Raw genomic sequence first — 14408 nt, 5'->3', positions numbered from 1 at the left:
ACGGGCCCCGCCAGCGGCCTGCGCTACCGAGGCGGCGGGGCCCGGCGCACACGGCGCGCCACCCGCCGCCTGTTCTGACGCGAACTCGTTCAGCCTAGCCGGCGGTGGCGACGGCCGCGGTGAGGCGATTCGCGATGCTGAACGCGTCGCGCAAGAAGGCGGTGGTGTCCTCATAGCCCGAGCGCGCCTGCGATAGCTCGAGGTTGATCCACTTGCCGTAGCTGGAGGCGGCGATGAGCTTCGTCAGCCGGTCCCAGTCCACCGTGCCCATGAACGGCAACGCGTGTTGGTCGGTGGAGCCGTCGTTGTCGTGCAGATGCACGGCGATGAGGCGGTTCGCGTGGGCGCCGAGCTGGTCCAGCCCGTCGCCGGACATGTTCCCGTGGCCGGAGTCATAGCAGAGCCCGACGAAGTCCGGACCATAGTCGGCGAAGACCTTGAGGATGGGGTGCCAACTCTGGGGCGTGCCGCCGTTCTCCAGCGCCACGCGGACGCCCGTGGCCCGGCTGCAGGCCTGGAGGGCATCGAGCGAGCGTCGCACGCGGTCCCAGTACGCCGTTCGGGCAGGCTCGTCCTCGGGCTCGAGGGGGATGTGGAGCACGGCCACGTCGCTGCCGAGGCGCGCGACCATCTCCAGACGGTTGGCGACCAGCTCCACGCCGGAGAGACGCTCGTATTCCAGGGCCGAGGTCCAGTTCTTCTCGGACCCCGCCGAGGCGTGGAGATCAGTGAGCTGCAGGTTCAGTTCGGCCAGCCAGTCGCGGATCTGGTTGATCTCGGGGGTGGAGTACAGGAAGTCAGTGTTCCACTGGTGGCACCAGTGGATGTGGGTGAAGCCGGCGGCGGATATGGCCTGTAGATGCGGGTACGGGTTGCCGGTGCCTTGTTGGAAATCGGTGGCGATGGAGATCATGGCCGCTCTATTGGCCGCCGGCCGGGGCATGACCTCCCGCGCTGGCTCCCATCCGGCAGGGATGTGACCGGCCCGAGTCATGGACGGACCGCTGAGGGGGCGAACGAGACTCAGGCGTCGGGGTCGAGGAACCAGCCCCGGAAGGGCCGGTGGACCATGTACGGCTTGAACGTTCCGTCGGGGAGCCGCTCCATGAACCGCCGCCCCCGCTGGTCGTAGTCCCGGCCGCAACGGCAGCGCAGTACCATGTCCCCGTCTGCGTTCTTGATCTCGTAGTCGCCCCAAGACCGCTCGCGCCATTTGCAGCAGCCGTTGTGGCACGGGGGGTACTTGGGGCCTCCCAGCCACAGCATCTCCGCGATGGCCACGAGCAGGAACAGGAGCAGATACGCGCCCACGAAGCCCACGAGGAAGCCGACGACGGCCCCGAGCCACCCGTAGTGCTTCCCGGCGGCAACAGCCACCGCCAGCCCCACGGCCAGTAGCACACTGCAGCCCAGCAGTTCGATCAGCGTCATGCCCGTACGTCGACTCGCCATCGTCACTGGTGCTTCTCCTGTCGGGCCCGCGGCGTTCCATGCTCATCTCAGCAACTGCGCTCCGCATGCCGTGAGGTAGTCCACCGTGGAGTCGAAATCGTGAGGCGGGATGGTGGCATCGTCTGGATTGCCGCGAGGAACCCAGATGATCAGTCCCTCGCGCGCCCTCGTCAGCAGTACACGGTAGGTGTTGCGCAGGTAATCGCGTGCCATCGGGTCACGGACGGACTGCCATCGGCTTCCGGAGAACCTGCGGTAGTCCCAGGACTGACCACCCCGCCAGACGAGATCATTCCCCCAGCACAGCCCCGTCCAGTCTAGCTCCAGGCCCTGGCACTCAAACTCGCTAGCCGGCACTTCGAGTTGGTACGACGACCGAACGTCATCAGCCGGGGCCAGCCACCAGTCGCAGAACGGGTAGCCGCGGGTGAACCCGGAGGAGAGCTCGAGTCCGTAGGCACGCAGGCGAACGGCTCGGGAACTCGCGATCAGTCCGCAGCGGCGGTCTCCGCGGGTCACGCTACGGAGCCACCCACGGGCCTCCGCCAGAGAACGGGTCACGGCAACGGGGAAGTCAGCCATTTGGCCCATGAGCCCTCGGGCTCGCGTGCTGTCGCCTACCAGCAGCGCGTTGACCCAACTGGTAAGGGCTTCTGCCCGCCACGAACGAAGGGACACGTCGAGATGCAGCGCCGGCTCGGTGTCCACAGCCAAGCCCCCGGGCACGCCATCGGGGAAGAGGGCGGTCCCGGCGATGCTTTCGCCGCCGTGCAGTGCCTCCGGCGACACCGCAACGTGCCAGTGAGGAAAGGACGCAGCTAGCGCCCGGCCCCACTCGGCCAACCCAGCTTCACCGGTGTTGATCTCCTGCCCGCCGCCGACCAGAGCCACAATGATGGCCCAGTCCCGATGCCGGTCCATCACGCTGAGCATCTCCATCGGTTCCGAGTCAGCCCGTCCGAACTTCCGGGCCGCCTGCTCGGCATTCCACGCCCGCTGAGCCTCGTCGAAGACGACGACCCGGTGATAGGGCACCTCCGTGGGGCTGTCCTGAGTGTATTGCCTCATGAAGTGGTGGACATTCTGGATGAACGTGCTGACTCGCCTGCGCGTCTCGCCGAGGCCGGTACCGGTCCGCTCACGTTCATCACGAGCAAGGGCTTCGCGCATGATCTGGACCAGAGGCCCGTTCCCGGACAGGAACGTTGCCGTGCCTGCGCCACGCGTACTCAGTTCCGGCGCGTGCACAAGGTTGAGCCCGGAGAGTGTCTTGCCGGCTCCGGGGATACCAGTCACGAAGCAGATGCGCTTCTGGTGCTTCTCGGCGCACGCCTGGATGGTCTGCAGTAGGTAGTCAGCCGTTCGCGTGAGATTGGCGGCGTGAGCACGGGAGATCTCACGGACGCTGTGGCCAGCATAGAGCGCCTCCGCAGCCTGGAGGATCGTGGGCACCGGGCGATAGGCTGAGGTGTTCCACCGCTCGGGGTCAACGGGCGGCGCGGCTGGTTGATGGTACACCGCGAACGCAGCCAACAGCAGTGGCCCAAGGTCCGCTGAGGCAGCGGAAACGACGCCCTGGACTGGTTCCGGCCGGGGAGGCGGGAGTTCGGCCCCGCTGCCGGCCTGGCAAGCGACCAGCACAGGGATGATCGTGCGGCTGTGGCTCTCGGCGTGGAAGTCGCGGAGGTCCAGGCAGTAGGCTTCCACCTGCCGCTGGTCTGCAAGGCTATGGGTAGCGGCCCCAGTCTTGAACTCGAGAACGAAGACCAAATCGTGAGCCAGCACAACGACGTCCGGCCGCTTCTGCCGCAGTGGTATCTCGTACTCGAACAGCAGCGCCCATGAGGCGCAATCTGCATCCTGCAGCACTCGTGCTACGGCTTCCCGGAGTACGTCCAGAGTCAGTTGCCACGCAGAGACCTGACTGCGACGCCCGTCAAATCCCGCTGTCGCGTTGCCGGCCGTGAGTGCTCCCAGGATCAGTTGGTGGTCCTGTTGCAGGAAGTCGCCAAAGCTACAGACGTGGTGAGCTGGCACGTAGTAAGCCCCCTATCACGGCTCCCATCGGGTGCTCCTCGGGTGTCACTGCCGTGCGAAGCGCACGACCTCGCCGGCTTTCACTGCCAGCGTCTTGCGGAGCCCTGCCAACAGGTCGAAGCCCGGTCCGGCCTGCACCGTGACGGTCAGGTCGCGGTCGGTCGGGTTGTTGACCATGATGACCTGCTTGCCCGGGCGGGCGTCTTCGAGTTCGAGGAAGACCTCCGGCTGGTCGCACACGAGCAGGTTGCCGACGTACAGGTCGCGGTCGCCGAGTTCGGTGTCCACCTGCAGCAGGCCGACACCGTCCAGCACCGGGAAGCGGCGCAACTCGTTGTCGAGCGTGCGCTGCTCGCGTACCGACCAGCGGTCGCCGGCCCGGTTCATCTTCCAGACAGGGAGGTAGAGCGCGTGCTTGCCCTTGTAGAGGATCCCGGCGGGCCAACGGTCGTTGAGGCCGGTGATGTACACCGGCAGGTCCAGGGGCAGCCGGGCCTGCGTGATCGTGCCCGCGAAGCCGCCGCCCTCGGCCTGCAGGCGCAGCGCAAGCTTCGTGTCCAGCACCTGGCCGTGGGTGGGCTTGACCGTGTAGGCGGGCTTCCCGCGCAGGCCCAGGGCCTGGTAGACGTCCTCGACGAAGCTGGTGTCGGGCTTGCCGCCGACGGTGTCCCACACGGCCGCATAGCGGTACTGCACCGGTTGGCCCCGGGTCAACTTCTTCGCGGGCACGTCCAGGTTGGCGGCCAGGTAGCAGCGCTCGCCGTTGAAGATGCCCTCGTAGGACAGGCCGGGCTGCAACGGGATGAGCGCGCGGGAGCCGCCGAGGGGAGCGAACTGCGCGACGTACTCAAGGCCCTCCAGCGGACCGAAGACGTGGCTCCGGCGCGCGTTGAGCTTGCCGGCCCAGCCGGGAGCGTTGACGCGGGAGACATACAGCCCGTCGGCATCGGTGAGCCAGGGGGCGCGGTAGATGGGGATGTTGCCGCGCGGCAGGTCCATGTCCCGGAGGAGGCGGTAATCGCCCTCGACGAGGTAGACGGACGGGCCGTCGGCGCGGTTGGCGAACATGGTGGTGCGGGTCCGACCGCGGATGGTGGTCTGGGGCTCGGCGCACTCGGGAGCGTCGGTCCGGTTCCAGTTGGCTGAGGCCGTTGCGGCATAGTGGTGCTCGATCACGTCATCCTTCACGGTGCCGAAGCGGCTGTTGACCGTGATCTGTTGGTCCACGGCGGGGCGCTCGGTGTCGGGGACACCCAGGAAGGGGAATGGGACGAAGCTGCCGGCCTGCTGGTCAATGTAGCTCTCCAGGCCACGCGGGGCGAAGACGTTGACGGCCTTGAACTTGCCGGAGGTGTAGGTGTTGAGGTTGTCGGTGCAGCGGACGAGGCCGACATCCTGGATGCAGGTCCAGCGGTCCGCGCTGATTGCCTGGTTCCCGGCGGTGTCGGTGACGAGGGCGAGGAAGTGCCGGTTGCGGTCCTGGTAGCCCTCAAACTCGCCGGTCCAGGTCTTCTCCCCGCGCAGCAGCACCCGTCGCCAGAGCGTCGGACCGTCGCAGAGGGCGATCTCCCGGAGACCCACCTGACTGCTGACCTGCAGGTGCAGGCGGTAGCGGTCGTTGTGCGGGAGGGCCAGGTCAGCCGAGCCGAAGTTGTAGACGCGGTAGTCCTCGATGAGCGGCCCGCCGGAGACGAAGGAGGGGCGGTGGAAGACGTAGCGGCCCTGGTAAGTAGCGACGTTGCCGGACAGGCCGCTGATGACATCGGTGAGTTCCCACCACGGCACATAGGTCTGCAGGGGGGCGGCCGCGGCGGCCTGGATGTCGGCCGGGGAGCCGACCCGGTGCACGGCTACCGGGAAGAGATCGAAGCCGTGCTTCTGCAGCCTCATGTACACATCCTGGCTGTCGCGTCGCAGCTTCCCGGCGTCGTACTCACGGACAGCAATCCCCTTGAAGTTGCCCTGCAGCCAGGGCGGCTCGGCGTCGCCGGGGAGCATGATGAGCGGGGCGAACTGGAAGCCGCGGAAGATGAAGTTGTTGATCCCGATCGCGCCTTGGGCCGACTTGCTCCACCACTCGTCCTTCGGCCAGTGAATCTGCCGGCCGAAGACGCACCAGCGGTTGCCGGACTGGTCGCGATAGGTGAAGCCGGGGAAGGCCTGGAAGTCCGGGCCGGACTGGCCAAGGCACGCCTGCTTCATGGCCTCGAGCTTGTCGGCAGTGAGCTTGTCCAGGTCGTCGGTGAAGGCCGCGAAGTGGTAGCCGGCGGCCCGGGCGGCGGCAATCATGTCGGACGGGGCGGCCGCGCCGTCGGAGAGGTTCGAGCGCATGCCGATCAGGCCGCGCCAGCAGTGGGGCTGGCTCTTGCCCTCGATCTTGACCTTGTCCCAGTCCACCTGCTGCATCCCCGGCTCGTCCCCGACGCCCTTCTCCGGCGGGGGCTGGTAGCCCCCGAACGTGGCGGCGGAGGGCTCGCCCAGCCAGCGGATCAGGCTCAGCAGCAGGCGGGAGGCATCGGAGGGGCGGTCGGCCTTCGTGCCGTCCATGATGATGCCCCCGCCCCAGAAGGCGTGGTAGCCGTCAATGATGAAGGCGGAGGGGACGGTGGGCCACAGGGCGAGCCGGCCCTTCGGCGCGTCCGGGACGTTCGCGCGCACGCGGAGGTTGCGGACGGCTACCAGGGGCGGTTCGGACTGGTAGGTCCCCGCGGTCTTCGGCGCTTCGACGGCGCTGGTAGCGCCACCCAGGGGTTGGGTGAAGGTCGAGGCGCTCGGGGAACCCTTCACCAGCACCTCCCAGCCCGGCCCGACCTGCAGGGGGTGCGTCCAGTAGGACCAGGCGTGGTCGGTCGGGTAGAGCAGGCCGCGCACACCCTCGGTGAGCGGGTGCTTGACGACATTGCCGGTCCAGCCCAGGGCGCTGATGCCCATGGTCGGCAAGACCAGGGCAGGGCTGTTCTCGGCCACCTGCTCGTGGAGGACTTGCGCCCCGTAGGGCTTGAGGAAGCGGTCCATCTCCTCGAAGTCGCGCTCCAGGGCCCACATGCCGTACTCGGTGTTGCCCGTGAGCATGAGCCCGCCCCCCTCGGCCACGAAGCGGGCGAGGAGCTGCTCCTTCTCGGCGATGGCGGCCTTCAGGTCGGCGTGCTTCTCGACGATGGGGAAGTCGAGCATCACGATGGCGTTGAACTGCTTGAGGAAGTCCCAGGAGAGTTGCGTGGAGAAGCTCTCGGCGCCCCAGGTGATCTGCGCGGCCTCCAACTGCGCCAGAAGCTTCTCGTCCGGGAGGAAGCCGCGGCGCGTGAAGAGGTTGCTTTCGCCCAGGGGCCGGGAGCTCACGGCGCCATGGAGGAACAGCACGGAGAGCGGTCGGTCAGCAGCGCGGACAGGCACGGCGGCGCAGAGCAGTAGCAAGGCGAGGGCGGCGCGAGCGGCCATGGCGGCACCTCCAGAGCAGGCGCAGTATGGCAAGGACTGCGCCGTCGCGCCGCGTGATACCTGCAACCGCCGGCGCGGCACTCAGGGCACGAGCAGCGGGGTGCCCAGGTGGAACTGGACGGCGGTCGGCGGGTCGGCTTCCCAGATGAGCCAGCGGCGGAGGCGGGCGGGGTCAATGTTCAGGCGGGCCTCGTCCATCGGCACCCGCAGCACCACCGGCGTGCGCGCCGGGATCTCCACGTCCGCACGCTCCCACCAGCCCTTCGCCGTGTCCTCCAGCGAGATGCGCACGGTGATCGCGTGCTCGCCGGCGTTGTAGACCGGCTGCTCGAGCGCGCGCACCTGTGACCAGTCGCTGGTGGCCATGGCCTCACCCATGATCTGCGCGATGGGCCAGCGGTCGCTCTTGGGGTCGGCCTTGTCCCAGGCGGGGAAGTCCACCTGCAGGGGGTACGGGCGGCCCTCGGCGGTGAAGGGGACGGCGGAGAGACGGTCGGGGCGGCCCTTGACCAGCGCCGCCAGCTTCGCCGGGTCGCCGAGGTCGTAGACGGGCTTGCCGCCGGGGGTGAGGACGGCCGCCGCGCCGCTGAGCACCGCGAACCAGTCCTTCGTCTCCACGGGCGGCACGGTGCGCTTGATCTTGCCGGCCAGGATCTCCTCATTCGTGCGGCGGATCATGTCGGCGACCGCCGGGTAGGCGTCCAGGCCCTGCGGCTCCTTGTTCTTGCCCTCCCAGTGGTAGATGAAGGCCATCACGCCGTCGGCGCCCCAGTCGTAGAAGCTGAGCATGTCCTCGCGCACCTGCTCGGGGGTCGGCATCTCCTTCCAGTTGGGCGACTCGCCATAGGCGAAGGCCTGGTAGATGCCGATCAGGCCGATGTCCGGCTGCAGGGAACGCGCGCGGGACATGATGAACCGCATCTGGTTGCGAGTGACGGGGTTGAGCTGACCCTTGTGGTACGGGTAGGGGTAGACCCCGAGGGCGTCGCCGATGCCCACGTCGAAGTTCGCCATGGACGAGGAGGCCCCGATGCCGATGACGATGATGTGGCTGTTCGGGCGGCCCTGCGCGTCGCGGTCGGTCAGGCGGATGATCCGCGACATCTCACGCAGCGAATCGATCTCCTGGGGCCGGTTGTCATCCACGAGCCAGTAGCCCCAGAGGCTGGGCGAGTCCTTGACGGCCAGGAGGTCCCGGCGGAGGCCCTCGGAGTCGCAGAGCAGCAGGCCGCGCGGATGGCGGGCGGCCTGTGTGCCCTCCGTGCCGCGCCGGCAGCCGCTGAACCCCTCGGCGGTGCGCGCGGTGTACTCGATGCGCTCGCCCTCGATCACCACATAGCCAGACTCGGGGAAGGCCATGATGGACTCGGGCTTGGGGGCCGTGACGGGGATGGTGGTGTCCTCGGCAGTCAGGTCGCGGGCGAGGCGGACCTGCGTGAAGCGCCCGCAGAGCGGATACATCACTTTCATCTTGTGCGCGACGACCGCCTGGCCCACCGGGTCGGCGGGGTCGAGCTGCTTGCGGGCGCTGGCGGAGCTGTAGCTGTAGATCAGCGTCATGCCCAGCTTGGCGGCGCCCTCGATGTGCTCGAGCGTGTTGACCCCGAAGGCCCCCACGGGCGGGCGGCCGTAGACGGTCATGCTTTTCGGCGCGGCCTGGACAAGACCGGAAGACAGCGTGAGGCACAGCAGGACGGGCGCGAGACGCAGCATGGATCGCTCCTTGACGGCGTAGACAGATTCCGGCTGCCCTACTTCAGGGCCGCCTGCAGGTGCTCGATGGCGTCGGCGATCTTCGCGCGGACGGCGTATAGATCGCCTCGCTCGCCCCGGGCGGCCGGCTGCAGGCCGACCCGGTACAGGATCACCCCGTACTTGTCGGCCACGGAGGAGAGCACGAAGCTGCACTGGCCGCCCTTGACCGTGACGACCTCGGTCGGCACGTCCACCGGGCCCTTCATCCCGCCGGAGGAGGCGTAGGGCTTGCCGTTGACCAGGAAGCGCGAGTAGGGCATGTCGCGGTAGTTCGGGTCATCGTAGACGTTCAGGATCAGGCGGTACTCGCCATCGGGCAGGCTGGTCTTGAAGCTGATCGGCAGGTCCACCTGCTTGCCGCTCTTGCCCTGCAGCCAGCCCTCCTCCAGGCCGAAGCCCCAGCCCTCGGTGGGCTGGAAGGTCAGGTCGCGGATGCCGCGGCCCTCGGTCACCCCGCTCATGATCTCGCTCATCTCGCGCGCCAGCTTCAGCGCCGCCTCGCCCTCCGCCGCGACCTTCAGCTTCCGCGCCTGCGCGCGCTGTGTGAGGTTCTGCAGCATGGCCAGATAGTCATAGTCCTCGGCGCCCTCGCGCAGCATCTCCCAGCGGATCGTGGGCACGACGTGGTCGAGGATCGGCTGGGCGGGGTTGTACTGGCGCTCGGGCGGGTAGAAGAAGTAGCCGTCGCCCTGGCGGTAGCGGTAGGTGAACTCGGGCAGCAGGAAGCTGGGGCGATCCCACGGGGTGACCTGGCGTCCCCACCAGGTGGACAGGTAGTACAGGTAGCCATGGCAGCCGCGTCGCCAGATGTCCCACATGATCGAGCGGTTGGTCTGCGCGGTCATGCCGATCAGACAGGTGGTGCTGACATCATAGAGCCAGTAGTCGGCGCCCTTGCGGCGCTGCTCGTCGGCGACCTGCTGCCGGTACATGGTGCAGTAGGGGATCCAGACCGAGATCAGCGACTTGCCCTGCTCGTCTACCAGTTCGGCCAGCTTGGGGCGGTTGGCGGGGTCGTAGGTTAGCGAGGTGCGGATCCGCGGGTCGGCCTGCCGGATGAGCTGGCAGACTTCCTTGATGGCCGGCATGTCGTCATCGGAGGGCTCGTCGGTCACGTAGTAGATCGAGCGGTCGAGCCAGCCCTGCTCCGCCAGGTGAGCGGCGATGCCCCGGAAGACGCCGACGACGAGCTGATCGAAGACGGGGTTGACCGCGCCGTCGGCGGCGCGGCGCTCCACGACCGTGCCGTTGCGGTCGGCGAAGCGGAGGACCATGCGCTTATCGCGCCGCGTCCACAGGTACGGGGCGAAGTTGAAGGCGCTGAAGGCCTGCTGCTCATCGCAGTAGCGCCGGCCTTCGCGGTCGAAGGTGGCGAAGTCCAGCTTCACCTCGCCGGTGGGCCGGCCGTCGGCGCCCTTGATGAACTCCCACTTGATGGCGCCGTCGGGCAGGGGGTTGAAGGCCATCGTGCCCGGGGCGTACAGGAACGGGGACAGGCGGGCGCGGATGTACTCGTCGAAGTACAGGCGGATGATCCGCTCCTTGTCCTCAGGCGTCTTGCAGCCGTGGGCCTTGTAGATGTTGTCGCCGGCAAAGCCGATCATGCTCTGCAGGAGGGGCTTGCGCGGCAGCGCGAAGCTGCGGACGCGCAGCGTCACCGGCAGGGCCTTGAGCAACCGGCCCCCGCTGCTCACCTTGAGCTGCCCGGAGTAGCTGCCGGGCTTCGTCGCCTCGGGCACGTAGAGCGCCACCCAGAAGACGAGGTTCCGGCCCGCCGCCAGCGAGCAGCCCTCGCCGGGCTGCACGGGCACGAGGGGATCGGCGCGCAGGTCCGGGGTCTCGGAGGGCTTGTCCACCTCGTAGGGGGCGTTGATGTCCACCCACTCGACCCGGTAGAGCCGCGCCAAGTTCGCCGGGAGGACGCCGCTACGGGGGTCGCACAGGACCGTGAGGGCGAGGCTGACGCCCTCCAGGGCCTCGGGGGACCGCACCACGACCTGGCAGGCCTCCCACTCGTTGCGGGCGCACTGCAGCGCCAGCGGGCCCGTGGACCACGAGGCGTCCGGGGCCTGCTCGGGAGTGATCTTCTGAGTCGCAGAGACACCGTATACGTCCGCGGCCAGGGCCGCGCCGGCGCACAACGTCAAGGTGAGGTAGAGGGCGAGCACGAGCGTCCGCATGGTCAGAGCCTCCTATGACGGCTCTATTCCCCGGCGGAGCGGATGGTCCTCTGCCCTCGGGCGCTCGACAGGAGTGTCGGGCGTACCATGCAGCCCATGACAGGCGCCTAGCGCGGCGCCAGGTGCAGGACCTTGATCTCGCCGGAGGCCAGCGTCAGGGCCAGCGGTTTCGTCGGGTCGTGGGTCTTCTTCGTCTCGTACTCCGTCAGACTGCACGCGCCGGGGAGGTCCTTCTGTGTCAGCGTGACTTGCTTCGGCGTGGCGGACGAGTTCATCGCGATGAGGAGGCGCTCGCGGCCCTTCGTCAGCACCACGAGGCTGTCCTCATCGAGGGCCGGGGTGGCCTGCACCAGTTCGTCATGTCGCTGGAAGTCGGTGAAGAAGCCCTCGTAGTCGGCGACGAGAGCCGAGACCCAGCCGATCCCCCAGTAGCCGCCGCCGTCGAGCACGGGGAGATACCAGATCAGGAAGCCGCCGCCGTTGGTGTTCAGCACCGTGCGCAGCACGCCGATTCGCCAGCCATTGGGTGACGGGAAGGGCCGCTCGGCCTGGAAGCGCTTCTCCACGTACATGTAGCCGCCGGTGAAGGGCACGCCGCCGAGGCTCTGCAGCGTGCGCTGCAGCGTCGCCCGGTCGCCGTTGTAGCCGGCGATGCCCCAGTCCAGGTGCGGCTTCATCAGCGTCCAGTCCACGCCGTACGTCCCGTGCGTGTGGTCGTTCTGGTAGCCGCTGTAGACGCTGAAGGGGATCTGCGGGTTGGCGGCCTTGCAGGCTTCGCGGATGAGGCCCGCCATGCGCGCGTTCTGCAGGCAGCGGAAGGCGATCCACTGCTTCTCGTGCTGCGACCAGACCTGCTCGGGCGAGGGGACGGCGTCCAGCTTCGCCCATGCCGCGAAGGCCTTGCGGCAGCGCTCGCACAGGCAGACGGACTGCGGGTAGTTGCTCGGGAACTCGTGGTCCCAGTCTATCATGTCATACGGGTTGGCCCGGATCCGCTCGGCGAGCCACACGCGCAGCTTCGGGAGGAACTCGTTGTCGGTGTCCAGCAGCACGGTGGGGCAGATCTGGTTGGGGCTCTTGGCGCCGTTGCGCTGCAGCGCGGCGTGGTCCGGGTGCCGCGTCAGGTAGTCCTTGTCCACCGGCATCTGCGAGAACCCGTCGCGGTCAATGTGCCAGACGTACTTCATGCCGGAGCCCTTCAGGGCCGTCGCCAGGGCGCTCTGGTTCGCGCCCCACAGCCAGTTGGCCCCCGCCCCGCGCACCATCTCCGCACTGGCCTTCCAGAACTCGGGGTTCTCATAGGCCGCGCTGTCGTAGCACAGGATGACCGGCACGCGCCTCGGCGCGCGGCCCTTGAGGGCCGGCAGCACGTGCAGCGTGCTCTCGCGCTCCGCCTCCACGACGTGCCCGTCGAGGGCCTCGTAGTGCGAGTACACCTTCAGGTCGTCGCCCTGCGGCGAGCCGACATCGGCCAGCAGCGCGGCGCGGGCCACATCGCCCTGGGACACGATGTTCTCGCCTTTGGCCCTCATGCGCAGGACGTAGCGGGTGTTGGGCTTGACGGCGATGGTGGGCACGCTGACCCATAGCCCGGCCTGCTTGTCCACTTGCTCCGCCGTGCCGCTCAGGCGGCAGGCGTGGCTCTGCTTGCCGTCGCGCTCGTAGGTCACGACCTGGCTCTTGCCCTGCCACTCCTCGCCCTCGAAGTCGCCCTGGGGCAGCAGGTTGGTGGTGCTGCCCTTCTCGGTCAGGGTGATGTCGTCGTACCAGCAGGTGCCGGAGATGCCCCGGTTCTGCCACTTGAGGCACAGCACGCCGACGAGTTCGGCGAAGGGCGGGGAGGTCAGCTCGATGCTGAAGTCGCGCCAGTCGAAGTTGCCGCCCAGCGACAGGGCCGAGACGTACTGGGAGCTGGTGTTCGCCTGGTTCTTCCAGACGGCTTCGAGGGTGAAGCCGCCGGTGAGGGTGCCGGTGGGCTGGAGGGCATAGCGGGTGTAGGCGCGGCCGTCGCGGCGCAGGGGCTCGGAGTGGAGGGGCTTGAGCTGCGCGCCGTCGAGGTTGTCTGAGCCGACGATGCGCACGGGGGCGGGCACGTCGAGGTAGTACACATAGTCCGCCGAGGGGAAGCCGACACACCCCAGCAGGGGCTTGACGAACATGCGACCGCCGCGCGGCAGGTTCAGGTCGGCCTCCAGCGGCCAGAACCGCTCGCGCCGGTCGGAGATGGCGACGACGCGGCGGAGATGGACCGTCGGCCCGGCCGGCAGGGCCACACGGGTTGCCGTGCCGCCGGTCAGGGGCGTCCACCGCTCGGCGTCGCAGCCGGGCTTGTCCCAGCCTTCCGCCGGCTGCGCCGACCAGCGCCAGCCGCGGTCGAAGCCGAAGCTCTGCGCGCCGGCCTGCAGGGCGCCGGTCAGCACGGCGCCGCCGGGCGCGACCAGGGCCAGCACGTTCTCGCCGGCGGTGAGCTGGGCCCGCACGGGGGTCTTTCTGCCGGGCGGCAGGGCGGCGACCTCCTCGCCGTTGCGCAGCAGCTTCCCGGCCCCGCCGGTGAGGGTCAGCTCACCGGTGAGGTCCACCAGCACGCCCGCCTGCGCGAACCAGGGGGAGCGGTAGACGACCGTGCCGTCGGGCAGCGTCACCTCGTACTGGATCGAGGGGGACTTGAGGCTGGCGGCGATGGGATAGGGCACCGAGAGGGTGCGGGCGCCGGCCGGAGCGGCTGCCTTGGCCTGCCGTCGGGTGTCGCCCTTGAGCACGACGAGGGCCGCGACGGCCGGGGAGTTCTCGGCCAGGTCCAGGCGGAGGGCCGTCGCGGCGGCGCCCAGGGAAGCCACATTCGCCAGCCGCACGGGCGCGGTGGTGTCGGCCAGGACCATCACGCCGAACTGCTCGGGGGTGTGGTAGGCGCCCTGCAGCCCGCTCCAGGTGCTGTGCTCGTTGCAGGGGTTCTCGTTGCGGCACAGGTTCAGGTTCCACTTGTCGCCGGGCTTGACCGCCACGCCCACGGAAGCGAAGGGGATCGCCACCTCGAGCACCCAGGCGTCGCGACCGGTGCTCGCGGCCGTCTCCCACGCGCCATTGAAGCTCGCGTCGGTGCCCCGGCTCTCGTAGCGCGTGCCGAGCATGTTGGCGGCGAACTGGTAGTACGCCCCGCTGCCGCCGGGCTGCAGGAAGATCTCCAGGCTCTCATCCCCGAAGACCCCGCCGTCATGGGCGGTGATGCGTTGCTTGAGCAAGTGTGACTGCTGCGTCTCGGGCACGAGGGCGCGCTCGGCACACTCAAACGCCAGGTAGAGGGCACGGTCGTCCCAGCACAGCCGCCCGACGGTCTGCTGGGTCGCCGGACCGCCGCCGTTGTTGAGCAGGAACGGCGTGACGAGTGCTGCCCGCCCCCAACAGGCGTCGTCGAGCTTCCCGTCCAGGCGCGGCGGCGTCGCCGTCTTGCCGACCTGCACCTGCGGCAGGCCATCGCCCAGACAGACGGTCGCGGTCAGCAGCAGTGCAAGACCAACAGCCGCCCATGTGCGTGTGGAAGTCATCAGA

General features: G+C 68.6%; 7 protein-coding genes. All 7 read right to left on the bottom strand.

Features of this window, described 5'->3' with window-relative positions; all coding sequences use genetic code 11:
• Nucleotides 1-94 precede the first annotated feature (94 nt).
• Nucleotides 95-913, bottom strand: a complete 819-nt coding sequence (locus tag LLH23_21905) for a sugar phosphate isomerase/epimerase (GenBank protein MCE5241127.1) — start codon at nt 911-913, stop codon at nt 95-97.
• 110 nt (nt 914-1023) lie between these two features.
• The gene (locus LLH23_21900) at nt 1024-1452 is read right to left on the bottom strand and encodes a hypothetical protein (GenBank protein ID MCE5241126.1); all 429 of its coding nucleotides are present in this window, start codon (nt 1450-1452) and stop codon (nt 1024-1026) included.
• Nucleotides 1453-1494: 42 nt separating this feature from the next.
• Nucleotides 1495-3489 carry a DUF2075 domain-containing protein gene (locus LLH23_21895; GenBank protein MCE5241125.1) on the bottom strand — a complete coding sequence of 665 codons (1995 nt, stop codon included), beginning with the start codon at nt 3487-3489 and terminating at the stop codon, nt 1495-1497.
• A gap of 45 nt (nt 3490-3534) precedes the next feature.
• A complete protein-coding gene (locus tag LLH23_21890) occupies nt 3535-6927 on the bottom strand; it encodes a hypothetical protein (GenBank protein MCE5241124.1) in 3393 nt (1130 codons plus the stop codon).
• A gap of 81 nt (nt 6928-7008) precedes the next feature.
• Nucleotides 7009-8640, bottom strand: a complete 1632-nt coding sequence (locus tag LLH23_21885) for a hypothetical protein (GenBank protein MCE5241123.1) — start codon at nt 8638-8640, stop codon at nt 7009-7011.
• A 38-nt stretch (nt 8641-8678) separates the two neighbouring features.
• Entirely contained in the window at nt 8679-10862 is a 2184-nt protein-coding gene (locus tag LLH23_21880; protein MCE5241122.1) for a DUF4091 domain-containing protein, read from the bottom strand.
• 107 nt (nt 10863-10969) lie between these two features.
• Nucleotides 10970-14404, bottom strand: coding sequence for a hypothetical protein (locus tag LLH23_21875; protein ID MCE5241121.1), 3435 nt, complete (start codon nt 14402-14404; stop codon nt 10970-10972).
• Nucleotides 14405-14408: the final 4 nt, after the last annotated feature.

The organism is bacterium (assembly GCA_021372615.1).
Classification (GTDB): domain Bacteria; phylum Armatimonadota; class Zipacnadia; order Zipacnadales; family UBA11051; genus JAJFUB01.
This window is presented reverse-complemented; position numbering and strand designations above follow the sequence as displayed.